Origin of the sequence: Adonisia turfae CCMR0081, from assembly GCF_011009555.1 — a bacterium.
In the GTDB taxonomy this organism is placed as follows: Bacteria; Cyanobacteriota; Cyanobacteriia; order Phormidesmidales; family Phormidesmidaceae; genus Leptothoe; species Leptothoe turfae.
This window is the reverse complement of record NZ_QXHD01000004.1, coordinates 2263178-2289922: the sequence shown is the minus strand read 5'-3', so window position 1 is coordinate 2289922 and position 26745 is coordinate 2263178. Positions and strand designations below refer to the sequence as shown.

The window sequence follows — 26745 nt, the reverse complement described above, 5'->3', positions numbered from 1 at the left end:
CGCCATAGCTTATAGCCTGTGTCTTTAAGGTGGGCATCTCCATACCCTGACTGCTTGGCCATTTGATCATAGGTTTGCTTATTCCATGTTTGCCCTAAAACAATCCGCTCCGCTGGAGTAAGTTTACGTTTAAGTAGGCACTCTTCGATGGCAAGAAGAACTGCATCAGGGTTCATAGAAGGTAAAAAGACAGGAGGCAATCTACAGGAAACTACCTAATATTTTCGCATAAAATATTAAGTCTCAAATAAATCATAAAGAGCTTTCCGACTTTTCCGACTTTTGGGTCAGACATGTTCATACTTCGATACATTCTTGATTTCTCAAATCTTTATAGCGATCTCGTCGAACAGATCTCGTCGAACAATTTAAATACGGTAAGTGTAGTCGACAAATGCATTTTTAAGCACAGCAGGTTTTCTATGCTGTCTATAGATATTGATCGGCAAATTGTTGGACTGACTTAAAACTCACGCTCAATCTTTGCTGTCATCTATTAGGCAAAGGCTACGGGTTGTTGTATTTTGTGGGGTTTAATGCTTTGGATGGGACTGTGGGCCGTGAGTAATGAGTAGGATTTCAGCGATGACAATCATTTGATTGCTTTCTTCTTTTATCCCAATCTTGAATCCTGGTGAACCACTAGCAGTTCATGATTTCAGGCGTAGTGAATTCTCTCAAATTTTCTTCTGCCATACAGGTGTTCAGACTTTTCCGTCTTTTTTGCGAAAATTTATATAGCAGCCTTTTCTTAAAGGAATAGTAATTTTGTCGGGTTGACTACATTACATTCATGACAATTATGCCAAAACATATAGACAGAACTCTTGTGTATGCATAATGTTCTGTCTATTTTCATTGTTCAGTTCCAATACTTTTCTCCACCGGTAGCGTTTGTTACTGCTTTATCTATGATTCGCTGAGCTTCCTCCTTGAGGAGGCAACTTTAGATGTAGTGAATTTGTTACTCTTTTTTAATGGACGTTAGTTATCAAGCGTTAAGCGAGTTTCAGGCATTATTTTCAGTGCCTGGTAAATCTTGGCAGAGCGTGCGATCGCTATCCACCACGTCAACGTTTGTCCGCAAATAGTCAGCAATCCAGTCGCATGCATAGCTCAGCTCATTTAAGGCTAGTACTTTCTCCAGATTCCAATGGGTGATGTTGCCATCTTCAGCAACGGTCAATAATTCTCCATTGGGGCTAAACTTCACACTTTTGAAACCTGCTCCATTGCCATAGAGGGTTTTGATTTTGTTGCCATCTATAGACCATAGAGCAAGGGTATTATCAGAGCCAGCGGTGGCTATCATTTGTCCATCAATACTGAAATCCACCCCGAATAGGCCATTCGTATGGCCATCAAAGGTCCTGACCAATGTGCCATCCCAGCGCCAAAGCTTAGCGGTTTGATCAACACTGGCGGTGATAAAAAATTGACCGTCAGGGCTGACCGATAGAGCAAAAATATCTGCACCATGGGCCTCAAGATCGTGGTGCAGCTCACCGTCTGTAGTATTCCAAATTTGAACGGTGCCTCCAGACCCTGATGAAACTAATTGCTGGCCATCTCGACTAAAGGCGACCCGATAGACGCGCCTCTGCTGGCCCTTCAAATGATGGATCAGTTGGCCATCAACGGTCCATATTCGGATGGAGCCATCTTCTGCACCAGCGGCAATGCGCTGACTATCAGGGCTAAAGGCAACATCCCACGACTGGAATTGGTGGCCTTCTAGATCTCGTAGAAACTGCCCATTCTGGGTCCATAGTTTTACAGTGCCAGTGGTGCCGACAGCGGCGATCATCTGTCCGTCTGGGCTAAAATCAAACCCAAACAGGGTCCCTTGCTCTGCTTCCAGGTCAGTCACAATGTTGCGTTCTGTATCCCAGACCAAAGGCCTAGAACTATCACCAGAGACAATTTTTTCACCACTGGGACTGATCGCAATATCCCACAAATCATCCCCCAGAAAGATAGTTTTGAGCAGAGGCGTTTCCCACTGTCTGAGTTCAGCCGTAGTGCCTGTCCCAGAGATGACAACAGAACGACTATCCGTGGGAGAAAAGCTTAAGTTGCGAATATCACCTGGGGTTTGGACAATGCGCCAGACAATTCCCTTTTTACCCCAAATACGCAGGGTTTGATCCAACCCTCCAGAGGCTAGAGTTCTGCCATCGGCGCTAAAAGCCAAATGCTCAATCCGTTTTGTATGCCCTTTCAAGGTTCTAGTGGCGTTTCCATTGGGCTGCCACAATTGAATGACGGCCTCATCGCCTCCGGTTGCGACAGTGGCCTCTGTAGGGTTAAAGGCCACACTCCAAAGACTATTGCCTTTAGTCTCACCCCGCAGAGTACTCAGGAGTTGACCCGCAGACGACCAAAGTTTGGCCGTGTTATCCAGGCTCGCCGAAGCAATCGTCTGCTCGACTGGACTCACAGCCACCTGCCAAACCATTCCTTCATGTCCGCCCAGGGTGTAACGTAGTGTCCCATCTAGGTCCCAAACTTTCACCTGCTCATCAGCTCCACCAGAAACCAGAAAATCTCCCTTGGAGCTAAAGGCCAAATCCCAGGCTGCGCCTCCATGGGCCTCTATCGTTTGTAAGAGAGTGTTTGCATCTAAGTCCCACAGCTTTAGATGGCCGTCCAGATTGGTTGTCGCTAGCACAGGACGCTGGGGATGAAAGGCAACACCAAACGTGACGCTGCTATCTTCAAAGGTGTGCAGCAGTTGACCATCCTTGGCCCAAAGCTTGACCGTTGTATCTCCACTGGTAGTGGCAATCGATTCTCCATCAGGGCTGTAGGCAACCCCTAAAACCGGCCCCTGATGTCCTGACAATCGATTACGCTCACTCATCCAGTAAACAATTTGGTTGAGAGCGCGATCAGCCTCTTCTGTTAGTTCAGGATGGTCCCCTTGGAGCGTTTCAAGCTTACGCTTGGCTTTAATGGCATCGATCAAGGCCTCTAATTCATGGTGAGAGGCAAACTGTCCATCTGCTGATGAAATCAATGCTCGAATTTCATTGAGTCGGGCATCCTGTTCGCTTAAAAGGGCCGCTTGTTCACTGCCGACGGCTCGACGATATTGCCAAAAGGTGGCCAAACCCAAAAGTGACACGATGACCAATGCCCCAGAGGTTAGGCCCAAGAGAATTCGTTGCAGACGAGCCGTTTGCTTGGCGGCCTGTGCTTTTTCTAGCTGCCGGGCTCGCTGATTTTCTGCCTGCTCCTGGTCCTGGCTTGAAGATAAAAAACGATAATCTAAATCGCTGAGACTTTTACCCCGTGCCCAGACTTGAGCATCATGGAGTGCCTGCCCCCGTAGCAGTCGCGATTCGTCAGTTTGCTGCGAGGTTACCCAGGCATTAAACATTTCTGAATAGGGGCGCAGAGCAGTTAGCTGGCGCTGCACCCATTCCAGGGTAAAAACATTTTCATAAATTCGATTTTTGGCTTGGAGATGGCCATCGTGTCGCACCATCAGGCCGCTCAACAGTAAGTCAATTTGATCCCGGCTATCGTCAGTGGGAATGGCTTGCCCTTCTAGCCACTGTTGATACAGGCCGAGCAGACGGCCTGCAAGGTTGTCATCGTAGAGCAGTCGATCGCGAATCGTGCGCAGATGCTCTGGCTCATCTTGGGATTCCCAATGGGTCAGAATGCGATCGCGAACCACACTGTCTACCCAAAAGTGTTCCATCCCAAGGGGAATACTCAAGGGCTCCTTCAAAGCAGTTTGGCTAGACGCTACCAAAAGTTGACACACCTTCTGAGTCAAAAAGGGCTGTCCGCCAGTCCAATGCAGCACTGACTGCAAAATCGCTTGAGTATTGGGCGTTTGTATATTTAATCCCTGAGCAAGGGGCATGGCTTCTGCCAAACTAAAGCCCTTTAATACAATTGCTCGACCAATGTTGAACGGTGTACGCTGTTTATCCGCAATCAAATCCGTGGGAGTTGCCACCCCAAAAATGGCAAAGGTCAGTCGTTTATAATCTGGCTCAATGGTCCGTCGGTTATAGCAAAAGCGAATCAGCGCAAAAAAGTCATCAACTGAGAAGGGCAGATTTAGCAGACTGTCTACTTCATCGATAAAGAGAAACAATCGCTGCTCCGGGCACTGAACCAGCAGCATTTCTATAAACTGACTCAGAATTTGTGTGAAGGACAGATGACTGCGATCCTCCCACCAGATGCGGATGTCACGGGTACGCAGGTTAAACTGCATTGCCAGGGTCCCCATCATGCCTCGGTACCACTGCTCCGGCGTAATGTGGTCGCTGCCAATGTTGGTCACATCTACTACCGCACAGTGATGTCCCTCTGTCTGCAAACGATGCCAATTGCGCACCATTAGAGACGACTTGCCCATTTGGCGAGAGTTAAACACGTAACAGAATTCGCCTGCTAACAATGCAGTGTAGAGATCTTTATCCGCCTGCCGTTCGATATAGGTGGGGGCATCAGAATCAAGACTGCCACCGATTTGATAGTAGTTAGCCATGGTTCTATTAAGACGGATTAACTGTTGTTATATCTTTGCAGAGGGTGCGATCGCTCTCCACCACGTCGATATTGGTCTGTAAATAATCCGCTATCCAGTTGCAGGCATATTCCAACTCGTTCAATGCCAATATCTTCTCCAAGTTCCACAGGGTCAGTGTGCCGTCTTCAGTGGCAGTGACGAGTTCTCCTGTGGCGCTAAATTTCACACTTTTGAAGCCAGAATCTTTGCCGTATAGGGTCTTGATAGGTTTACCGTCTAGGGCCCACAGGGTAATCGTGTTATCAGCGCTGGCAGTAGCTACCATGTGTCCGTCAGGACTAAAATCCACTCCGAAAAGACCGGTGGTATGTCCTTTAAAGGTGCTGACCAATGTGCCATCCCATCGCCACAACCTAGCGGTGCTATCGGCACTGGCAGAGGCAATGAACTGACCATCCGGACTTACTGCTAACCCAAAAATATCTGTATCGTGGGCTTCAATTGTATGGAGGCGATTCCCATCGGCGTTCCAAATCTGTAGCGTGCCATCTGAACCTGCTGAGACGAAATTTTGATTGTCAGGGCTAAATGCTACACGATAAATTCGTTGTCCATCATGACCGTCTAGAGTCTGGATGAGGTCTCCTTCAACAGTCCACACTCGTATACTACCGTCTTCTGCACCAGCGACCACCCGTTGACTGTCAGCGCTAAAGGCAGCATCCCAAATCTGTAGGTGATGCCCCTCTAAATCTCTTAGGAAACGCCCCTCCTGGGTCCAAAGTTTAAGGGTGCCATTGTGTCCAGATGTTGCAATCATTTGGCCGTCTGGACTAAAGTCAAATCCAAACAGAATTGTGTCCGTTTGTAGGGTGGCAGCGATGTTTCGCTCGGTGTCCCAGACATTAACTGTTGAGCTATCGCCAGAGATGATTCGATCACCTTGAGGACTGATGGCAAGATCCCAAATCTCGTCATTTAGAAAAATGGTTTTGAGCAGCGGTGTTTCCCACTGTCTGAGTTGAGCGGTGTTCTGAGTTCCGGTTGTCACGATGGATTGCACATCGGTTGGAGAAAAGCTGAGTTCGCGGATATCTCCTGGAATTTGAAGAATACGCCAGGGACTGCCATCTGTGCCCCAAATCCAAAGGGTTCTATCCAGGCTTGCGGATGCGATCGTAGCACCATCAGCAGCGAAGGCCACGTCTTCAACGCGCTTTGTGTGCCCCTCCAAGGTTTTGCTAAGGTTGCCATCAAGGTTCCAGAGCTGTATCACTTCACCGTCACCACCGGTAGCTAGTAAGTTACCCATCGCATTAAAAGCCAAACTCCAAAGACTGCCACCGTCGAGGGGACCAGGTAATACACTTAAGAGTTCACCATCGGCAGTCCACACTTTGGCGGTATTATCCAAGCTGGCCGAGGCAATTGTTTGCTCAATTGCACCCACCGCAACTTGCCAAACCATGCTTTGATGCCCCGACAGCGTTTTGAGCAAATTTCCGTCTAGAGTCCATACCCTAGCGTGATGATCGGCTCCACCTGAGACTAAAAATTCTCCTGTGGGGCTAAAGGCCACACTCCAGGCAGCTCCTTCATGGGCTTGAATCGTTTGCAACAATGTTTTGGATTCGAGATGCCAAATTTGTAAGCTACCGTCCAAATTAGTTGCCGCTAGTAGGGGGAGATGGGGATGAAACGCGATACCAAAGGTAGTGGCATTACCTGCAAAGGTGTGTAGTAGTTGACCGTTCTTGGCCCAGAGCTTGACGGTTTGATCGCCACTCGCCGTTGCGATCAATTCTCCATCCGGACTATAGGTAACGCCCAAAACATGTCCTTCATGGCCTGATAGGCGATTGCGCTCACTCATCCAGTAGATAATCTGGTTAAGAGCCCGATCTGCTGCGACGGTCAACTCTGTAGGAGCTTGCTCAAGTTCCTGAAGTCGGCGTTTTGCCCTGATAGCATCGATCAGCGCTTCCAGTTCGTGATGGGAGGCAAATTGCCCTTCTGCCGATGAAATTAGCGCCTGAACTTCGTTGAGGCGGGCGGTTTGTTCACTGGCGATCGCCCGCTGATATTGCAAAAATGCTGCCGCACCCAGCAGTGAAACGATTGCTAATGCCCCTGACGTGATGCCTAAAAGAATGCGTTGTAGACGGGTGGTCCGTTTGGCGGCTTCAGCCTTTTCGAGGTCTAGCGATCGCTGAATCTCAATCTGCTCCTGTTCTTGTCCCAGGGCCAAAAAGCGATAGTCTAAATCGCTGAGACTTTTTCCCCTGGCCCAGGTTTGGGCATCGTGCAGTGCCTGTCCCCGTAGCAATCGGGATTCATCAATCTGCTTTGAAGCCACCCAAGCGTTAAAGGCTTCCGAGTAAGGGCGGAGGGCGGTCAACTGCCGCTGTATCCACTCCAGATTAAAAACGGTTTCATAAATTCGATTTTTGGCACAGAGATTTCCCTGTTGCTGCACCATCAACCCGCTTAGCAATAGATCAATCTGATCGCGACTATCATCGGTGGGTATTGTTTGACCTTCTAACCAGCGCTGATAAATCCCGAGCAAGCGTCCTGTACGACGGTCATCATAGAGTAATCGGTCGCGAATGGTGCGCAAATGCTCAGGCTCATCCTGCGATTCCCAGTGGGTGAGAATTTGATCTCGTACTACACTGTCCACCCAAAACTTTTCCATCCCCAGCGGTATATTTAATGGGTCATTGACCGCTGTTTGACTAGAGGTAACTAATAACTGACAAACCTTCTGAGTCAAGAAGGGCTGTCCATTTGTCCAATTCAATACCTCTTGTAAAATGGCTTGGGTATTTTCGGTTTGAATCTTTAAGCCTTGGCCTAAGGATGCGGCTTCTTCGAGGCTAAATCCTGTGAGCATAATTGCTCGACCAATATTGAACGGTGTGCGTTGTTTGTCGGCAATCAAATCAGCCGGAGCCGCCACACCAAAAATGGCAAAGGTAAGCCTTTGGTAAGCTGGCTCCACCGTACGACGGTTATAACAAAAGCGGATGAGCGCAAAAAAGTCATCGACTGAAAACGGTAGATTCAGCAGACTATCCACTTCATCGATAAAGATAAATAACCGTTGGTCTGGACACTGAGCCAGTAACATATCAATAAACTGACTCAAAATTTGGGTCAACGATAAGTGGCTGTGTGCTTCCCACCAGCTCCGAATGTCTATTGTTTTTCGGAGACCAAACTGTAGTGCCAGGATGCCCATCAGCCCCCTATACCATTGTTCGGGGGTAATGTGATCACTGCCAATATTAGTAACATCGATAACGGCACAGCGATAGCCTTCTTCCTGTAGACGGTGCCAACTGCGCACCATAAGAGAAGATTTTCCCATCTGGCGAGAGTTGAATATGTAGCAAAAATCACCCGCTAACAGAGCGGAGTATAGCTCTTTATCCGCTTGTCGCTCAATGTAGGTGGGGGCTTGATAGTCAAGACTGCCTCCAATTTGATAGTAGTTGGCCATGATTAAGCTGGGCTAGAGGGGGAACACTGTCGCAGAGATTGCGATCGCTAGCTAAGACATTACGTTAGTACTCAAGTGATCCTTGAGCCAATCGCAGGCTTAGCTGAGTTCATTAAGTGTCAAGATTGTATCCAGACTTTCCATGGTTAACGTTCCATTTTCGGCAACGGTTGCTAGTAAATGTGGGTATTGCTGATCTTTGGGATAACGTTAGTTGTGAGACACCGTCAAATAGCAACGGTGCTAGGCTGGTGCATTCCCTAAATAAACAATCGCTAAATTTGCAACGAGACTAAGTGTTACATAGTTGAAACTGGAACTGTTGCTTTAGAGACTTTTTGTTCTCTCTCTCTCTAGTTTTATGATCTTGATTTAACAAGAATTTCCCATGGCTCTTATGGTCTTTAGTCTGCAATAGTCTTCTCCCTCAGTAGAGCTAGCAACAACATCCTTGCTGTCGCCATCTAGTGACACTAAACAACAATTGCTCGATTTGTTGTGTATGAAGATCTTGTGTGTTGTTTCTCTCAATTGTCACTATCGATCTTTATCGATCTTTTATGCCTAAACCACTGGTTCCATTCACTTCCAGGCAGACTGAATCGATGGAGTATAATCGAGCGAGCGATATGAAATAGTGTTTGTTGTGTGGCTGCACTCAGATTCGCTGGTGCAGCCACCCCAAAAATGGCCAAGGTAAAACGTCGATAGTCAGGCTCCACTGCCTGCTAAGGGACTGCACAAAAATAAAACCCCGGTTGGGGCTGTCGATGGGTGGATGAGTGATGGGTAATGGGGTAATTATTTAAGCGCAAGCGTCTAACACACTGTTACTGCTGAGTAGTGGTTATCAATACACCTAATCTACCTGTCTGGCTTTTTGCAGTAGACTCTCGCTATTTGAGCGATAAGCACTCACCCTATCCTGAGCAATTTGATAGCGCTCATCAGCCACTGGCACTTCCGCCATTAGATCAGAGGCTTGCTGCCAGCGGGCGGCTAATGCTAGCCAATCAGATGACGTCTCTGCCGTTGAACCATCCTTAGCAGCTTGCTCAGCAATGCGAACGGCTCGGGCAAACGAATCATAGGATTCAGGTAGAGGCAGATGAGCCGAGGCTGTTTGCTCTGAAGAGTCAGCAACTGAAGGAGCCGTTGCCAACCGTTTATAAGCCCAAGCAGTGATACCAATTAGTAAGAGAGCAACGGATAGACCGCCAATAATGTTGCCAAGAAACGACTTACGCTGCCGCAGATCAGACTTAGAAGCTCCCTCTGGCATGTCCGTTCGTAATTTAGGACGCCTTAGATCACGCAGGGTGCGCTTAAACCAATGGGGTTGCTTGAGGATAATCGTTTCTGCCCAAAGCAGATGATTATCAGGGTCGCGGCTAATTTCTTCAAGCCAGAGTAGCTGCTGTTCTTGGACAAGGCGACTATTAATTTTGACTCGCCGAATTCGGCGAGGGGCAATATTTTCTAGAATATTTCGAATATTTTCAACGACCACCGATTTCTCAAGCTGCTCATTGGTGGGAGCTTCACACAAAAGTTGAAGCACATTATCGACAAAGACAGCACGAGTACGGATGCCGTTGTTTGCTAACCGATCGTTAAGAATTTGAATAATGGCCGCTACGCTGCCGTCTTGGGCTTGCCCAAAGACATCATTGATATCAGTAAGTGTAGTAGTATACATGCAAATAGTCTCCAAGAGACCATCACTACAATCATCCCAGAGTGGTAGAACACCTGGTTACAGCTGACATCTAGTTGCACAAGATGTTCCAGGTGCTGGGCATTAAGGTTACCTCAAAAATGTCATAGCTATCCAATTTGCTCCGGAATTTCCGTATATATATGGATAGCCTGCAAAAAATTGAGTGCCTTGATGGTTCAAGTATTCTGCCCTAGATGGGGAGTTTCATTAAACTTAAAAATTTTCCAGCACTCTGAGTTATGCTGACGGTCTTTAGTCAGATCCGGATTAAGTAGCCAGAACTCAAATAGGGCGGTGTGGCGAATGGGAATTTGCCAGGTGCGATCGCACCCTAAAATCACCCTGATCAGCTGCTGCATAAAGCCCCCATGGGTCACCATCCAAACCCAATCACCTGGTTGATGGCGCTGCCACAGGGTTTGATACCAGCTTGCCGCCCGTTGATAAGCTGCCACTAACGTTTCGGCTTCAGGTACGGGCTGATAATCTAACGTTTTTGTTAACGCCTCACAGATCTGAGGATAACGGTTACTCGCCTCAGCCCAAGTTAACCCTTGAAAAATTCCCTGGTGTAGCTCTTGTAGGGCCACTTCATATTGGATAGGGCGTTCAATTAATGCGTCTAAATAAACCGCCGTCTCAACCGCCCGCTGTAACGGACTGCTGTAAATGCAGACAGGGTCAGGTTGATATTCCTGTAAATACGCTGCCAACTGGCGAGCCTGCCATTGACCCGTAGCAGATAGAGCCGTAGACATTTGCCCTTCTAAACGGCCCTCTAGATTCCCAAGTGATTCACCGTGCCGAACCAGCAGTAACTTCAGATACTCAGCCATCCCTTATCTTGCAGCGCTTGACTCAATACTCGTGAAGTATAGGGATATATGAATTACCAACAAAGCTAAAAAATCGCCCATAAAGCGGTTGCGAGGAAACGTTTACAATATAGGCGTCTTCAACCATGCAACTAAATCCATGCTGCTCAAGTCCACCACACGTCATATCCATATCTTTGCGGCAGACATTGAGAACAATGAGCTTGTACCGAGTGAGAATCAACTGACGTTAGACGTTGATCCCGACAACGAGTTTAATTGGCCTGATGAGGCTCTGCAGCAGATTTATAAAGAATTTGATCGATTAGTTGAAGCCGCCACCGGGGAAGCACTTACCGATTACAACTTACGTCGCATCGGCTCTGATCTTGAGCATTTTGTGAGAACGTTGCTGCAATCAGGTCAAATTAGCTACAACCTGAGAAGTCGGGTACTCAACTATAGTATGGGCTTACCCCGCGTGGTATCTGAGAGTGATTAAGTGTCCAAACCCTGAATGTCAGGTCATTAATCCAGAGGGCAACGAGCATTGCACCTCCTGTCAAACTTTTTTGCCCCACCGTTACCTATGGGCCGTGGGACAGGGGAAGTTGGCTCTTGACCATCTGGATAAACGCTATGCCTGGCAGCATCAGCAGATTGTGCTAGATACTGAGCCTGGAATTCCTCCGGTATCACCGGAACCTGTTCCAGCTCATATTTGGCCATATTTGATACTGGCCTCCCACGGACTACATGTGCCCCAACCCTATGCCCTGCTCAACAAAGGCACAGGGCGTGAGATGTTGCTTTTAGATGCAGCCGCCATTGCTGCTGAACCGGGTGATAACCAGCCTAAACTGCTGCCTACCCTCATGGAGGAATGGCCGATGGCTTCACCCCTGAGGCAGCTGAACTGGCTGTGGCAAATAGCAGGTTTATGGTCAGACTTTACCGAGCAACAAGTCGCTAGCAGTCTGCTATCTAAGACGCTTTTACGGGTTCATGGTTCGTTGGTGCGGCTGCTGGAGCTGACCAATGATTTGCAGGCGGTCACACTTAGTGATTTAGGAAAATTTTGGCAATCACTGGTCCCTGAGGCGCAACCCTCGATTCGAGAGTTTTTCGAAAGTCTGTGTGACCAACTTACGACTGGCAAGATTAAGACACCAGAGGTCTTGGGAGCTTGTCTGGACCAGGCAATTGCGGTGACAACTAAAGGCTATCAGGCGGACTATAGTCTGTCAGTACTGACCGATCAAGGGCCTAGTCGCAAGCGTAATGAAGATGCTTGCTATCCAGCCAGTGGGACGAACCAAACCCATGCTGCTGGACCTAATAGTAAGCGCCGCAGTCAGCAACCCCTGTTGCTACTGGTCTGTGACGGAATTGGTGGGCACGAAGGTGGAGATGTGGCCAGCCAGCTTGCGATCGCAACGATTCAACAACAACTGGCCCCGCTGTTAGATGAACTGGCCCATCAACCCCAGCATGACCCCATCGCAGTCAACCTGGCCATTGAACAAGCCATTGGTGTCGCTAATGACAATATCTCTGAGCATAATGACCGGGGGCAACGTCAGGCTCGCGATCGCATGGGCACCACCTTGGTCATGGCGCTGATTGTTGGTGCCCAAATTTACATTGCCCATGTGGGCGATAGCCGCGCCTACCGCATCAGTGCTAACAACTGCCGCCAGATTACCTTTGATGATGATGTAGCAGCTCGCGAAGTCCGCCTGGGATATGGATTCTATGCCGATGTGGTGAATCGCCCAGCCACAGGAGCATTGATTCAGGCTTTAGGCATGGGACATTCCACTGCACTCCATGTAGCCATAAAGCGCTTAATCCTTGACGATGACATCGTTTTGCTCCTGTGCTCCGATGGATTAAGTGACTATGATCGGGTTGAACAATCTTGGCAAACCCATCTATTACCAGTACTAACAGGCCAATCAAAGCCTGCCACAGCCGCTACTAATCTGGTCAAGCTTGCCAATTCCTATAACGGTCATGACAACGTCACCGTTGGGGTAGTTGCAGGTCGCGCCCAAGCCTTAAAACCGCCTAGGGTACCGATACCGTCCCCCAATCAACTAGCCTTTTCTGTCCCAACCCAGTCTCAACGAACGGTAGCCTCCTCCCAGGCAACGGTAATTGCTAGAGAGGCCCCCCCTGCGGTCCAACCCATCAAGAAAAAGTCGAGCCTATGGCCAGTTTTAATCGGACTAGTGGCCATTCTTGGTACAGCAACCACGTTGACCATGGTGTTTTTTAGGGAGCTTTCCATTAGCTCAGAAACTGGAGTTCCCGAAACTATTCAGGAGGAAACTGGTCAAGAAACACAGACGGTAGGTATTTCTGACGATGAGCTGACCAATCCACTTTTAACCCCAGGAAGCTATTTACAATTAAGTCAACCCGTTGAGCTGGTGGCGACTCCCCAAACCCCCGAGGACGATAATAGTGATCAACTGGGACAACTGACGGATGGTGCCATTGTCCAAGTTTTAACCCGACAGGAGCCAGCGGCTGATCAATCCCGCTGGGTCAAGCTAAAAGTTTGTGCTGTTCCTGCGGTTGGTCAGTCTACTGACCAACCGCCAACCAGCACCGAAGAAACTGGACCACGTACCAGTGAATTAGATCCAGCTAATTCCAATTCAGTTGTCACAACCCCTGGAACCATTCCACTAACTTCCGGAGAAGAAGGCTGGGTGCTAGAAGCAGAGTTGGCGCAAATTGCTCGCACTGCTGAGGTACTCAACTGCCCTCCCGAATAGGTGTGTATTGTATTTTTACTGTGGCAGGACGTTTATGACCGCTTCTATGTCATCTTCTTCAGAGTCACTTTGTCTATGGCTTGCATTGGATCGGCTCACGGCAGCTGATCCAGAACATTACGCTATTTGGGTGCTCAAGTCTCCATTTCCCAGTGGCCATGTGCATCATGACCGGATTTGGAACCATACCTTATCCCAAGCCTGGCAAACCTGGCAGTCAATGTTTTCGTTACGCGGTTTGCCCCAGGTTCCCCACATACCCTCCGCCTATGTACCCCAATTATTGCTAGACGAGAACAATGATTTGTCCAAGTCTAGTCAGACCAATAGCTACAGCAGTCGGTTAATGCAGCACCTGGGGCTTAATCTTTGGCAGTGGCTGTTTGATGGCCCCGTCCAAAGTAGCCTGGACCACAGCTGCGGTATTGCTCAAGGTCAGAGCACGGTCATGCGCTTGCGGTTAGAAATACGAGATCCAGAACTGATCAGCGTGCCCTGGGAAATTATGCAGTCCCAACCCGGACGTCCGGCAGTGGCGCTTAACCAGCAGATCTTGTTTAGTCGCACCACCAGTGACGTTGATCCCTTAGCTGATTGGGGCTTGGACAATGGGCTGAAAATATTATTGGTTGTCGGTCATGACGATGGGGGGGCGTCAGACGATCGGGCTGCAGCCACCCTGAGTCTTGAGAAAGAAGCCGATCTGCTCAAAAACATTCTGGAAAGCAGAGCCGACTCCAGACCCGGTCGCCGGGTGGTGCGTCAGGTAGATGTGCTGCTACAGCCTTCGCCAGCAGAGCTTGTACAACATTTAGAGCGCTATCGTTACAATGTCTTTTTCTACGCTGGCCATGGCATCCCTGCGCCCGATGGTGGCCTCTTGTTTCTCCAGCCCAATGCCACCCTCAACGGTACAGAGCTAGCCCAGGTGCTCACCCGCTGTCGTGTGAAGCTAGCTGTATTCAATACCTGCTGGGGTGCCCAGCCCGAATGCAGCGGCCAGCAGGCCATTCCCCGCAGCAGCCTGGCAGAGGTCTTGTTGCACCATGGTGTCCCCGCTGTATTGGCGATGCGGGATTCCATTGCGGATGAGGAGGCTCTGAGCTTTATTCAGAAATTTGCCCAAGCATTAGCCGAGCGGAAACCTGTGGATGAAGCGGTTGCGATCGCACGTCAGCACTTGCTAACACTCTACAAATTCAATCAACCCGCATGGACCTTGCCCGTGCTCTACATGCACCCCGACTTTGATGGGGAGCTACTCACCCCCATGCCCACAGACATTACCCGTCTCCCAGGCGATTCCGGCATTGGTGGCCGTGCTGCTGCCCACACCATCAGCATTCGTGAAATTGGTGGCGATGGCAAAGTATGGCCAATTTATCGAGGTTTAATGCGCGTGGGACGTCTGCCCGACAATGATCTGGTCATAGGAGAACCCTGGGTATCTAGCAAGCACGCTGAAATTTTCTATCGTCGTGCCACTGCTGCGGAAGAAGCCTCAGAACCCACCTACTTTTTGCGGGACTTCTCACGTTATGGCACCTACTATCTCAGTGATGAAGGATGGCAGCAAATCCATCGCCAAGAAATTCCCCTATCATCAGGCACACAATTGCGTTTTGGTAGCTCAGATGGCTGTTTGCTAGAATTTTTAATCGAGCCCACTGGAGAGACCTAGAACTCCCATAATTTGGTCAATCTCAGAGCTGCTTTTAGACAAAATTTCGATGTTTGGGTATACGAACTTACGTCTTTTAGCGTAAGTTTGCCGTAAGTTCAATAATTAGATGCGGAACACTTGGAATCAAGCCTGTATCCTCTTCCTGTCACAGCTCAATGAACTTATGGGAGGGTAAAACTACCATGGTCAACCACAAAAATTCTTCTTCGAAGCAACATCTATCCGCAGAAAATCTAGCTCAGCAGGAAATGCTGCAGTCAATTTTGGCACTTCAAGAACCTTATCCATGGACCCCTGCAGAATCATCGAATTATTTTGCAGAGGCTACTGCTGCTGGTGATGAGCTAGCACTGTCAGATGAGGAAGCCAAGATTGGTTGGCAAGCATTCTCAGCTCAACTAGATGCATTTTGGGGTGGAACATCTATCCAAGCAGCTTTAGCCCAGCGTTTTGCTAGTCGTCTATCTAAAGACGTGATTAATCAAATCACGGCCAAAGCCACTCAAGTGGTCAATACCGGTCGCCCTCTAGCAGAGCAGCTAATTACCTGTGTTCGCGACACTCTCACTGGATGGGATGATGCCGATCTGCAAGTTATGGCCCGTCCTTTAGCTCACGCCATGCGTGGTCAAGAGGAAATATTGGATGCCACCATTAACTCAGTGCGTGACATCGAATGGGAATCCCTATCATCGATGGAACAAGCCCGTATTAGCCTAGCAGCAGCTAGATGGGCCATTGACTATGTCACTACTGAACAAAATAAATAACTGACCCTAGCACGATCTACAGAAACATCTAAGGGGTGACGTATAGTCATCAAGCTTCCCTTTTGTTCAGAAGTGTTCGCTTACCCTTGGTACGCCTACGCAGCTGATGGGCATGCTTGATTCTCCCTATGTCAGGCGGGTGGCAATGTCCCCAGCCTGCTATTTACCCACGCAGTCGGATATTACTGTCGCTGTGGCCTGGTGGTTTACCCAGCTATACATAGCTGACGTCAATCAACCCCGCAAATTACCCAAAGCTTGCAGCCTTCTCTGCCAACGCTGAAAAGTTACCAGAGTTTGCCTCCACACCGGTAGAGTAAAGTTTTGAATTTTGAGTTAGCTCCCAGGCTACTCTGAGAGGAGTGGCACTCGGTTAACCAACTCAAAACTCAGCACTTAACACTCAAAACTGGCAACATATGGGGCAAAGCTTTCCTAAGGTAAAAATCATTGCGGTCGGCAAAATTAAAAAGGGCTGGCTCAAAGACGGTATTGGTCTATATATTCAGCGGCTACCCGAAATTGAGTTCCTGGAAATCAAAGATACTGACCCAGATACTGAAGCAACCAAGGTACTCGGTGTACTGAAGACCTATGACAAACTGATCGTGCTCTCAGAGGACGGAAAGCATTACGATTCAGTTGCCTTTAGCCAGTGGTTAGGTCAAGAAGCTTCTGGTGCATTGGTATTCTTTATTGGTGGTCCTACTGGAGTTAGCTACCATCTCAAGCACAAGGCTTATCAGGTACTGAGCTTATCGGCGATGACATTCCCCCATGAAGTCGCAAGATTATTGTTGTTAGAACAGCTGTATCGCGGTAAGACTATCCTGCAAGGCGGCAGCTATCACAAGTAATGCATCACTACCTGAAGTGCAGCACTTCATCCGATAATTGTCGTGCCGGTCTCTGTTAAGTACCGGTAAAGACTACGTGTTTTGTCAGAACATTTCCTCGAATTGACTATCTAGCGTCACGTCTGTGACTCAATCTATAGTATTGTAAAGCTTTGTGAATCGGCTTTAAGGCTTGATGCGGGTGCTTTTCCAGTCCGTAATATATCAGGTTGCAAAGCTTGATTTTAGATGTCAAACGTAGGTAATAAGTGCAATTAACTACCCGCCCAACTGGGTCTTCAACCCAATCTACGAGCGAGCTTCCATTTACCCTTAAAGATCTAAAGGATGCGATTCCGGACTACTGTTTTGAACCGTCTACTAGTCGCTCCCTAGCTTACTTTTTTCTAGATATTGGTATTATTGCTGGCCTGTATGGCATAGCTTACGCCCTCAACTCCTGGTTGTTTTTCCCTCTCTTTTGGTTAATGCAAGGCACTATGTTCTGGGCCTTGTTTGTTGTGGGTCATGATTGTGGCCATGGCTCTTTTTCAAAGCACAAGTGGCTAAATAATCTCATTGGTCACCTTAGCCATACCCCCATATTGGTGCCATTCCATGGCTGGCGAATTAGTCACCGTACTCACCACGCCAACACTGGCAACATCGACACAGACGAAAGCTGGTATCCAGTTTCTGAAGATGAATATAACGAAATGGATGCGATTGGCAAAGCGATCCGTTTCAATCTGTTTCTTTTAGCCTATCCTTTTTATCTATTCAAGCGTTCACCTGGTCGTAAAGGATCTCACTTTATGCCCGGCAGCGATCTATTTCGCCCCTCCGAAAAGTGGGATGTGATTACAAGCACAACGCTATGGACCCTGTTTATCGGCTTCCTGGGTGCGATTGGCTTACAGTTTGGCCTAGTCTTTCTGTTTAAGTTCTACGTCATGCCCTATTTAGTCTTCGTGATGTGGCTAGATTTGGTCACATTTCTACACCACACAGAACCTGATATCCCCTGGTATCGCAATGATAGCTGGTACTTTCTCAAGGGTGCACTGTCTACCATTGACCGCGATTATGGGTTTATCAACAACATTCACCATAACATTGGCACCCATGTGGCTCATCATATCTTTTTGAATATGCCTCACTACCACTTAAAAGATGCAACTGAGGCAATCAAGCCAATCTTAGGAGATTATTACCGAGAAGGTAAAGACTCTATCTGGACTAGCTTCTGGCGCTCTGCTCGTGAGTGTATTTTTGTGCCCAACGAGGGTCAAAAAGTATACTATCAGCCTCGCCGATAGTCTGAGATTACAGTGAGACTTTAAAAAAGAGCGTGCAACAATTGTTGCACGCTCTTTTTTTACACTCTTTCTTTAAAGCTTGAATTAACTACCCGCTAACTTCGCTTTTACTAACGCCTGCACTTTGGCACCATCGGCCTTGCCTTTCATTTCTTTCATGGCAGGCCCCATCACTTTCCCCATATCGCGAGGACCACTAGCTCCAGTTTTGGCAATCAGCTCATCGATAACTGCTGCAATTTCATCATCAGACATTTGCTCAGGTAAGTACTCTTGCAAAATAGCTAGTTCTTGAGCTTCTTTCTCAGCCAGGTCGTCGCGACCTGCACTCTTGTATTGTTCAATCGAGTCCTTACGCTGTTTAGCTAGCTGAGTGACAACTTCAATTTCTTGTTCAGGAGTCAGCGCATCCTGACCCTTGGGACGTACTTCTGTTTCTTTTTCTAGAATGACTTTCTTAATACCACGAACGGTTTCTAGGCGAATCTTATCGCGGGCTTTCATGGCAGCTTTAATTTCGTCGCTGATGCGGTCTTTAAGGGACATGATTAAAAAGACGTTGCAAGCAACGTCTGTACACAAAAAAATGAGCTATTGATGAAACTGAGCCATTGCCTTTGTAGAAGACAATGGCTTAAATCCTTCTCGTTAGAAAGGGATTTCGGAAGAAAACACTAAATTTAGTACTGAGGTACTGAAGGATCAACCTCACGACTCCAGGCCAGAATGCCGCCCGTCACGTTGGTCCCTTCAATGCCTGCATCTTTGAGAATAGAGAGTGCTTTGGCAGAACGACCACCCATCTTGCAATGGGCGATGAGTTTATGGCCGTTCACTAATCCTCGAACTTTCTCAACCCCAGCACCGCTCTCAATTTCGGAGAGCGGTATTAGCACTGAGCCGGGAATCTGGGCGATTTTGTATTCGTTTGGATCACGAACATCAAGTAAGACATAATCACTGCTGTCGCTGTCAAGCAACTGCTTGAGGTCAGTCACACTCATTTCGTCTATAGCTGCCTTCTGTTGAGCTTCAGCTGCCTTAGCATCGGGGATACCGCAAAATTGCTCATAATCAATCAATTTTTCAATCACAGGTCGCACTGGATTGGGGCGTAGCTTTAACTCACGGAACGACATATCCAGAGAGTTATATAGCAATAAACGACCGCTGAGGGTATTGCCCGCACCTAAAATGATCTTAATGGTTTCTGTGGCTTGAATAGAGCCGACAATACCGCAGAGAATACCTAGAACCCCTCCCTCTGCACAGGAGGGGACCAGGCCCGGCGGTGGGGGCTCGGGATAGAGATCGCGATAGTTGGGACCATCTTCATAATTGAAGACCGTCGCCTGGCCTTCAAACCGGAAAATAGAGCCATAGACGTTGGGCTTGTTGAGTAACACACAAGCGTCATTCACTAGGTAGCGGGTGGGGAAGTTATCGGTGCCGTCTACAATGATGTCATAGGGTTCAAAAATCTTGAGGGCATTGTCAGCACTTAGACGAGTATTGTGTAGGTCGACTTGACAATGGGGATTGATTTCAAGAATTCGATGCTTGGCCGATTCGATTTTAGGTTTATCGACCCAAGAGGTGCCGTGAATAATTTGGCGTTGCAGGTTGGAGTAGTCAACCACGTCGAAGTCGACAAGGCCGATACGACCAACGCCAGCCGCTGCCAGATACAGAATTAAGGGAGAGCCAAGACCGCCCGTACCGATACACAGTACACTGGCAGCTTTTAGTCGCTTCTGACCGTCAACGCCTACTTCGGGCAGGATTAGATGCCGTGAGTAGCGCTCATAGTCTTCTTTAGTTAGTTGGATGTCATCCAGATTTGGATTCAGCATGGTTCCTTGAGAACGAAAAGAGATGTAATGGTCTGTTGCAACGCTACGGGTGAGCGTTTTTCAAGTTTCAGGACGACAAGCGCGGCATTCGATCCTTTGCCGCAGAGGCTGGCACAATTTTGAATGGTTCAGGCTGAAATTGATGATTGTTATCTAGCTGCCAGTTGCGGATATCCACAGCGATACCATTACGGACAGGCACAATGATGTAGGCATAAGCAGGCCAAGCTAGATCGCGATCGCACTGCGACGGCACCGCGTCAGCATCAGTATGCGAATGATATACCCCAATAATGCTCAGGCCTTCTTCCCTAGCCTGGCGCTGGGTTTCAAATAAATCTTTGGGATCAATCCAGTAGCGTCGCGTTTTTGTCATCGCCGCCGAGTCACCCTGGCCTCGTTCAGCCAGAGCCACAGCAACATCAGCAGACCACGCATTATCCAATAGAACTACATTCGCTAATGTCTTTTGGTCGGTTGCAGCGTCAAACGTCCCCACTAGCAAACCGCACCCCTCATGGGGATAGGCTTGCTCCGCATGGGTTTGCATGCGTTCAATATGCTCTTGTGTAAGGATCAGAGCCACAACCAGATGAAAGTGTCAGATTTTTTATTGTAGAGCAGATTCTGTGACCCTTAATTAATATCCTTAACGATCTAAGACTCAAGTAATGGCTTCACGACCTTATCCATTTCCACTGAGCGTGATGCTTTGAACAGTAACCGATCGCCTGGCTGAATAAATTGCTGTAGGCGCTGTGTTAAATCAGTATGGCTCGTAAATTGCTGATGGGGTATGGCTCCAGCCCCCGTTGCCATTGCCGCAGCTTCAGCAGGGTCCGCCAAGATAAATAGATGATCGATACCTAACGTTTGGACCACTTCGCCGATGGCCTGGTGCAGCTCTACAGACTTGTGCCCCAACTCTTTCATGGTGCCAAGAACGGCAATATGGCGCTTTCCTGGCTGATCTTTTAGTAACCTTAGGGCCGCTTTCATGGACTCAACACCAGCATTGTAGGTTTCATCCAGCAGCACAATGTCATGGGCCAGCTCATATCGTTTAGCCCGACCTGCGGGCATATTGACATCCAGGCCTTTGGTTAAACCAGACCAGTCAAGGTTTAGGGCCTGAAGAGTTGCGATCGCACTTAAATAATTCAGCGCATTGTGCTCACCTGCTAAGGGCAATGGCAGCACCTGACCATCTACCACAACCGTTTGCCCCTGAAACTGACCATGGACATCGCCACCAGTTAAGCCATAGGTAATGGTTTTACCCGACCAAACCCGAGCCGCCGTCTCCATCAATCGGAGGTTATCTTGATTGAGCACAGCAATGCCATCGGGCCGCATATTGGCCAGTAGCTCGCATTTAGCATTTGCAATTGCTTGTTCGGAGCCTAGCCGCCCAATATGGGCCGTACCCACATTCGTGATCACAGCCACATTGGGCTGAGCTATCTGCGTCAGCACGGCAATTTCCCCGGGGCCTCGCATCCCCATTTCCACAACGGCATAGTCATGCTCGGGGGTGATCTCCAAGAGTGTCTTGGGTACACCGATTTCATTATTAAAATTGGCACGGGTCTTATGGACGCCCCCATGTAGGTCCAGGGCTGCTGAGATCAGTTCTTTTGTCGTCGTTTTACCCACAGAGCCAGTAATGGCTACCACGGGTAACCCTAATCGCTGACGCCACCAGCGGCCTATGCGTTGGTAAGCCACCAGGGTATCTTTTACTTCTATACGGGGCACCTCAGCCGTAATCACACCTTGGCGAGTGATGGTTGCGATCGCACCAGATGCCAGTGCCTGCTCGACAAACCTATGACCGTCAAACCGCTCACCTTCTAACGCCAAAAACAAGTCATCGACCTGGATGGTGCGAGTATCTGTACTGATATGTCCCACCATCTGGTCTAGCTGAGTAGGCCTCAGAGTGTGTCCGACCAATTCGTCATCAAGGGCATCTAAAAGCTGGGAAACGGCAGCAAAGCTAGACATAACAGTATTGTGAGAAATTTAAGCAGACTCTGTTTCATCAGCACTGTTTCATCAGCATTAGCTATGCTAACCACATATAGGCTTGATGAAGAAAGTTCTGTGAATTTACAGAAGCTTCAGCAGAGACGGTGCAGTCGCATCCTATCTGAAAATCCCTGTGGGTTAAACTAGTAAGACGTTAGTCTATTGTGGGGAAGAACACGAATCTAAACTTAGGGGGATGTTAGTCTCAGTTTGCGCCGCTGTAGACCCGTAGATCAAACCTACCAATGTGCCTCCGTTGAAACGCTTGTGATTTAAGTTAAACCTTCGACCATTTCAGCTTTAAGTCTAGTTATGCTGCTAGATTGCCCCCTCTTCAGCATCTCTCAAGGTCTTTTGTAAGTTTTTATGCTGTCTTAGGTCATCAGGAGCAGTTAGACTTAAAAATAAGTTTGTCTGTAGTTTCGATCGCCGCAAGTTTTCCCTGTAGAAGTTTGTCTTTACATAAGGTGTATTTGCTGAGGTTTCACTGGTGAATGTCCAATCAGGCTACTCGCAATCTGATTATGGTGCGCGATTAGTTAGTCCACAGGAACAGGTGCTTTACGATCATTGGCTTGGCTGTGTAGATTCCGAGCGACCTGATGTACTAATTAATCGCTTCAACACGTTATTTATCGACGGTACTGGATATGGTGATTACCAGGTAGTCACCAGTCTCGATAAGATTCTGCTGGACTCCCATGCGGATATGTATTTCCACCATATTCTGAATCGTTGCTGTCATATTCTGATCAATCGATGGCAGAAAAACCGAGATCATCAGCCAGCCATTGCGGAACTCGTCAGTCTCTTTGAATATGCTCCCAGCCATGCCGTCCGTGAGGTGTCGAGGGCACGCTCCGTGCGTCGTTTGAGAGAAATTGTGTCTCAGTTTAGAAAAACTGAGCAATACCTCATGCTCAAGCGCTTGGTCCAGGTCATGGAACGAGACAGTGACCCTAGCTTGCGCGCTCGTCAACCCCTAGGCACTCTAATTGGTCGCTACCCATATTTATATGAGCATTGTTTGCTAAGTGAAGAAAGCCCCAAGGAGCAGCAAACCCACGTACGACGGATGCAGCACCAGGCTCAAAAGAAAGTAGAGTTGGATCTGTCTCAGTACGTAAACTACCGTGTACGCCGCTCACGACTGAAGCGAGAGGGGCTCTTAGAAAAACAAGGCCAATGGTTACGACCATCGAATAATCCCACATTACTTAGCGATCGCGAGCTAGTTGACTCCCTACAGCAGTTCTCTGGCAGGGATGCCCATGGGCGTACCTATAATGACTTAGCCCTAAAGTTTCGTAGCCAATGTTGCGAGACAGCATCCTTCAAGTCGTTTAAGGATGATTTTTACGAATATTTGGTATCAGGTGTCGACCCTGCCTATGGGCGTCAGCACTTCAATAATGCCCTGTACCAGAATCTAAAAGATATCTATCCTGAAAATGATAATCAACGGCTTAATGACTTTTTGCTAGTGCGGACATGCTCTAACTTGTTCAACTTTTTAGTCGTTGACCCTGCTGGTTCCCACTCTCACTTTGTTTTCATTGATCTGATCAATAATCTGGGTGCAACCCTGACAACAGGCCTATTACTCAGAATTTTGCTGTTGTGCCGTAAGGTTAAGCCTTACCTAGAGCGTCGGTTGTCCACATTGTTTAATCACTACGAGTTAGCCAAGCAGGATTCTGTCGGCTGGCTAGTGAAAATTCTGGAGACCTTGAATTTAGCGCTGAGCTTAACATTTGGCCATCTGGATATATCCCATACATTTGCGTAGGTATTACGTTGAAAAATAACTGCATTCGCTGGGTATCATGCGCAGTACATGCAGTTATTTTGTTGCACAAATATAAACAATTGGCGCTGAATACGTTAATGTGCATTATTCGTCTCAAGCAACCAAGAGCCGCTGCAAGTCTTCCAGTGCAAGGGTTTTGTGCATATTTTTTATATAATGCGTCAGAATATTTTCTATAAAATCGAAATTTTCCTTTTCAGTTTGCTGTATACTCTGCTAACTTTCTAGGCATCTTGCCTAAGAACAATTGGCTATTGTTGGTCCGTCCGTAGCCCCCCACTGTCAAATCGTACATGTCAATTTATGAGCCAATCTAGACAGTCCAATGCCGCAGCAGCTGCCCCTGCAGGCACGTCCCAAGAAGCTGACACTTTGGTCGATGCTTATGCTGAAGATTTGATGGATGAAATCTTTGAGGATGTCGACCGCATTTTGGCGGGTGAAGAATCCGCTATTTATGCAGATCCTGGTATTCAAGCCTCTCAGGGAACACAGTCCTTGCTGAGCGATCAATCGGTTACAGTCCCGGCGATGATTGTGCCCATTACTGCTACCCAAGCAGTAGAGCAGAGTGCTAAGGCTTCTACCACAGACACTAAAACTAGCTCAGCTAAGTCTGACAAACCAAAAATATGGTCTAGCAAGCGATTCAGCAAGAAACGCCTGGGCAATTTTATGCTGGGTGCATTGTGTTTATCAGGTTTAACTGCCGCTGGTATCTGGTGGATGCGACAGCAACCTAATGTGCAAACAGCAGATTCCTCAACCGCCCCAGCTGCCCTCCCAACGGCATCAGAAGAGGCTGTCTTACCTGCCATATCCCAGGAAACTGCTTTTGGTGAATACCTCAAGCGGTCGCTAGGGGTGATCCGGGGTGAGCGCAGTGCTCAAACTGAAACCCAGTCCCCTGGTGCCATTGCTACAGTACCTGGCAACCCATCTGGCAATCAGGCGGCAGCAGGAAAACCTTCCAACAATGTGATTGAACGTGTCTTTGTTCCCCTGTTACAGCCTGGTTCAGGGAACAATCAAGGTTCACCTTCCAATGTTGTGACATCACCGTCTTTACCTGCTCCCAACGGTGCAAGCACCGAGTCGCCCAACACAACAGCGACTATTCCGAACATTTCTACTGCCAATACTTACGAGCTCGTCGGTGTGCTGGAATTGGGAGAGCGCTCGGCAGCTTTGTTTGAAGTCAATGGCACATCACAGCGAGTCTATATTGGTGAAACCATTGGCAGCAGTGGTTGGAGCATTGTATCAATTAGTAATGAAGAGGTCGTTGTCAGACGTAATGGTGAGGTGCGCTCCATCTACATTGGTCAACAATTTTAAGTACACTGGGCTTGATGGTTGATTGCATGGTGTCGGCATAGCAAATATATGAGCATATTTGATGATTTCAGCCGCTTTTTGGAGACCCGCTTAGATGAGTTCCTCAAAGCCCACCCTCATTTAGAGATGATGGCTCTTGAGGAACAACTACGGGGTCAAGAAGAAGATGCGATCGCTACATTAGCCACCCTCAAACGTCGTGAAGCCGAGTTGGAAACAGCTGTTCTAGATACCGCAAAGGATATTAAGCGTTGGCATGAACGTATTGCTAAGGCAGAGTCTGCCCAGCGCCTTGATTTGGTAAAGCCTGCCAAAGAACGGGAGGCAACCTTGCTGCGCCAGGGGAATCATTTGTGGGGCCAGATGAAGAGCATCAAGTCACGGCTGGCAGAAACTCAAACCCTGCAACAGCAAATCCATGCTAAGCGCCAGGAATTAAAAGCCAAAATTGCCACGGCCCAAGCTGCTGCTCAGACACCTCCCAGGGATTCTAGTACTACCGGTTGGCATCGCAGTCCATTCCAATCCAAGCCGCTGGATCCGTTAGAAGAGAGCTTTCAGCGTTGGGAAACTGAGGCGGAACTGGAAGAATTAAAACGCCAAATGGGTAAGTAGGCAGGGATTAAGCTTTCTACAGAGATCGTAGTGCCTGCACCGTTTCGACAACCGCTTGACCCACCTGCTGAATCTCTTGTTCAGTGGTAAAGCGGCCTAAGCCAAAACGTAGGGATGCGTAGGCTAGCGGATCGCTGCGCCCCAGAGCCTTAAGCACATGGGATGGGGCCGTGTTCGCTGAGCTACAGGCCGAACCTGAGGAAAGAGCGACAACTGACTGGAGCCCCAGCAATAGGCTTTGGCCGTCTACACCGCCAAAGCTCATGTTGAGATTGCCTGGGAGTCGCTGGGTGGGATGGCCGTTGAGATAACTGTCTGGCAATGGGTTGAGGTGGGTTAGGAGTTGCGATCGCAACCCCCTTAACCGCTCACGTTCTACAGCCATCTCTGCCGTAGCCAGCTCAAGCGCTTTGGCAAACCCCACAATCTGTGGTGGATAGAGTGTACCCGAACGCATTCCACGCTCATGACCACCGCCGTGGAGTTGAGCCGCCAGATTTACCCGAGGATGACGTCGTCGCACATAGAGAGCCCCAATCCCTTTTGGCCCATAGACTTTATGGGCCGTCATCGACATCAGATGGATATTCATCGCCTGAACATCCAAAGGTACTTTACCAATCGCCTGGGCCGCATCTGTATGGAACAAAATCTCTCGCTCTTGGCATAGAGCCCCAATCTCTTTCAGCGGTTGCAGCACTCCAATTTCATTATTAGCCGCCATGACCGAGACCAAAATAGTCTCTGGACGAATTGCCTTTTCTAATAAGGGTAGAGACAATAAACCATCAGGCTCTACGGGCAAATAGGTCACTTCAAAACCCAGGGATTCTAAATAGCGGCAAGGGTCTAAGACTGCGCTATGTTCTGTTTGCACCGTGATGATATGTTTGCCATGGCTAAAATAAGCTTCCGCAACACCTTTGATGGCTAAGTTGTTAGCCTCAGTAGCACCACTGGTGAAAACAATCTCTTCTGGTTGTGCATTGATGCTATGTGAGATAGTTTCACGACTTTTTTTAATAGCAGCTTCAACCGGCCAACCATAGTGATGGATGCTGCTAGGATTACCAAAATATTCTGTAAAAAATGGCAGCATTACCTCAACAACCCGTTGATCAGCGGGTGTTGTAGCATGGCAATCAAGATAAATCGGAGAGCCTGGCAT

20 protein-coding genes are annotated in these 26745 nt (G+C 48.3%); 10 read left to right on the top strand and 10 right to left on the bottom strand.

Annotation, left to right across the window (positions count from 1 at the left end):
- The 5 genes from DXZ20_RS38850 to DXZ20_RS14190 form a co-directional block, all read right to left on the bottom strand.
- Nucleotides 1–176, bottom strand: a 176-nt coding sequence (locus DXZ20_RS38850) for a helix-turn-helix domain-containing protein (RefSeq protein WP_489670954.1), incomplete at its 3' end; no start/stop codon positions are given.
- Nucleotides 177–1009: 833 nt separating this feature from the next.
- Entirely contained in the window at nt 1010–4513 is a 3504-nt protein-coding gene (locus tag DXZ20_RS14205) for an AAA-like domain-containing protein (RefSeq protein WP_163698817.1), read from the bottom strand.
- Between the two features lie 7 nt (nt 4514–4520).
- On the bottom strand, nt 4521–8000 hold the full coding sequence (locus DXZ20_RS14200) for an AAA-like domain-containing protein (protein WP_163698815.1): 3480 nt from the start codon (nt 7998–8000) through the stop codon (nt 4521–4523).
- A gap of 859 nt (nt 8001–8859) precedes the next feature.
- Nucleotides 8860–9699 carry a hypothetical protein gene (locus DXZ20_RS14195; RefSeq protein ID WP_163663661.1) on the bottom strand — a complete coding sequence of 280 codons (840 nt, stop codon included), beginning with the start codon at nt 9697–9699 and terminating at the stop codon, nt 8860–8862.
- A 197-nt stretch (nt 9700–9896) separates the two neighbouring features.
- Nucleotides 9897–10556 (bottom strand): histidine phosphatase family protein, encoded by a 660-nt coding sequence (locus tag DXZ20_RS14190; RefSeq protein ID WP_163698813.1) that lies wholly within the window; start codon nt 10554–10556, stop codon nt 9897–9899.
- Nucleotides 10557–10695: 139 nt separating this feature from the next.
- Here DXZ20_RS14190 and DXZ20_RS14185 point away from each other — a divergent pair, with 139 nt between their 5' ends.
- The 7 genes from DXZ20_RS14185 to DXZ20_RS14155 all read left to right on the top strand — a co-directional run bounded on the left by DXZ20_RS14185 (nt 10696) and on the right by DXZ20_RS14155 (nt 17930).
- Nucleotides 10696–11037 (top strand): NAD(P)H-quinone oxidoreductase subunit M, encoded by a 342-nt coding sequence (locus DXZ20_RS14185; protein WP_163663657.1) that lies wholly within the window; start codon nt 10696–10698, stop codon nt 11035–11037.
- Nucleotides 11030–13321: a protein phosphatase 2C domain-containing protein gene (locus tag DXZ20_RS14180; protein WP_163698810.1), complete on the top strand. Its 2292-nt coding sequence runs from the start codon at nt 11030–11032 to the stop codon at nt 13319–13321. The genes DXZ20_RS14185 and DXZ20_RS14180 overlap by 8 nt, the downstream gene beginning before the upstream one ends.
- 46 nt (nt 13322–13367) lie before the next feature.
- Nucleotides 13368–15002 carry a CHAT domain-containing protein gene (locus DXZ20_RS14175; RefSeq protein WP_250564909.1) on the top strand — a complete coding sequence of 545 codons (1635 nt, stop codon included), beginning with the start codon at nt 13368–13370 and terminating at the stop codon, nt 15000–15002.
- 185 nt (nt 15003–15187) lie between these two features.
- Nucleotides 15188–15775: a hypothetical protein gene (locus DXZ20_RS14170; protein WP_163698808.1), complete on the top strand. Its 588-nt coding sequence runs from the start codon at nt 15188–15190 to the stop codon at nt 15773–15775.
- A gap of 106 nt (nt 15776–15881) precedes the next feature.
- The gene (locus DXZ20_RS38730; protein ID WP_431732075.1) at nt 15882–16058 is read left to right on the top strand and encodes a hypothetical protein; all 177 of its coding nucleotides are present in this window, start codon (nt 15882–15884) and stop codon (nt 16056–16058) included.
- Nucleotides 16059–16194: 136 nt separating this feature from the next.
- Nucleotides 16195–16632, top strand: a complete 438-nt coding sequence (locus tag DXZ20_RS14160) for a 23S rRNA (pseudouridine(1915)-N(3))-methyltransferase RlmH (protein WP_163698805.1) — start codon at nt 16195–16197, stop codon at nt 16630–16632.
- 248 nt (nt 16633–16880) lie between these two features.
- Complete coding sequence (locus tag DXZ20_RS14155; protein ID WP_163663646.1) at nt 16881–17930, top strand: fatty acid desaturase; 1050 nt, start codon at nt 16881–16883, stop codon at nt 17928–17930.
- Nucleotides 17931–18014: 84 nt separating this feature from the next.
- Here DXZ20_RS14155 and DXZ20_RS14150 read toward each other — a convergent pair whose 3' ends face one another.
- The 4 genes from DXZ20_RS14150 to DXZ20_RS14135 all read right to left on the bottom strand — a co-directional run bounded on the left by DXZ20_RS14150 (nt 18015) and on the right by DXZ20_RS14135 (nt 21790).
- Nucleotides 18015–18476: a GatB/YqeY domain-containing protein gene (locus DXZ20_RS14150; protein WP_163698803.1), complete on the bottom strand. Its 462-nt coding sequence runs from the start codon at nt 18474–18476 to the stop codon at nt 18015–18017.
- A 134-nt stretch (nt 18477–18610) separates the two neighbouring features.
- Nucleotides 18611–19783 carry a molybdopterin-synthase adenylyltransferase MoeB gene (gene moeB / locus DXZ20_RS14145; RefSeq protein WP_163663642.1) on the bottom strand — a complete coding sequence of 391 codons (1173 nt, stop codon included), beginning with the start codon at nt 19781–19783 and terminating at the stop codon, nt 18611–18613.
- Nucleotides 19784–19850: 67 nt separating this feature from the next.
- Nucleotides 19851–20369 carry a M67 family metallopeptidase gene (locus DXZ20_RS14140; protein ID WP_348918638.1) on the bottom strand — a complete coding sequence of 173 codons (519 nt, stop codon included), beginning with the start codon at nt 20367–20369 and terminating at the stop codon, nt 19851–19853.
- A 71-nt stretch (nt 20370–20440) separates the two neighbouring features.
- Nucleotides 20441–21790 (bottom strand): UDP-N-acetylmuramoyl-tripeptide--D-alanyl-D-alanine ligase, encoded by a 1350-nt coding sequence (locus tag DXZ20_RS14135; protein ID WP_163698801.1) that lies wholly within the window; start codon nt 21788–21790, stop codon nt 20441–20443.
- Nucleotides 21791–22304: 514 nt separating this feature from the next.
- Here DXZ20_RS14135 and DXZ20_RS14130 point away from each other — a divergent pair.
- From DXZ20_RS14130 to DXZ20_RS14120, 3 genes are all read left to right on the top strand, one after another.
- On the top strand, nt 22305–23603 hold the full coding sequence (locus tag DXZ20_RS14130; RefSeq protein WP_163663638.1) for a hypothetical protein: 1299 nt from the start codon (nt 22305–22307) through the stop codon (nt 23601–23603).
- A gap of 324 nt (nt 23604–23927) precedes the next feature.
- Nucleotides 23928–24962 carry a hypothetical protein gene (locus tag DXZ20_RS14125; protein WP_163698799.1) on the top strand — a complete coding sequence of 345 codons (1035 nt, stop codon included), beginning with the start codon at nt 23928–23930 and terminating at the stop codon, nt 24960–24962.
- 48 nt (nt 24963–25010) lie between these two features.
- Complete coding sequence (locus DXZ20_RS14120; RefSeq protein ID WP_163663635.1) at nt 25011–25577, top strand: TIGR04376 family protein; 567 nt, start codon at nt 25011–25013, stop codon at nt 25575–25577.
- Between the two features lie 16 nt (nt 25578–25593).
- Here DXZ20_RS14120 and DXZ20_RS14115 read toward each other — a convergent pair whose 3' ends face one another.
- Complete coding sequence (locus tag DXZ20_RS14115; RefSeq protein WP_163698797.1) at nt 25594–26745, bottom strand: cysteine desulfurase family protein; 1152 nt, start codon at nt 26743–26745, stop codon at nt 25594–25596.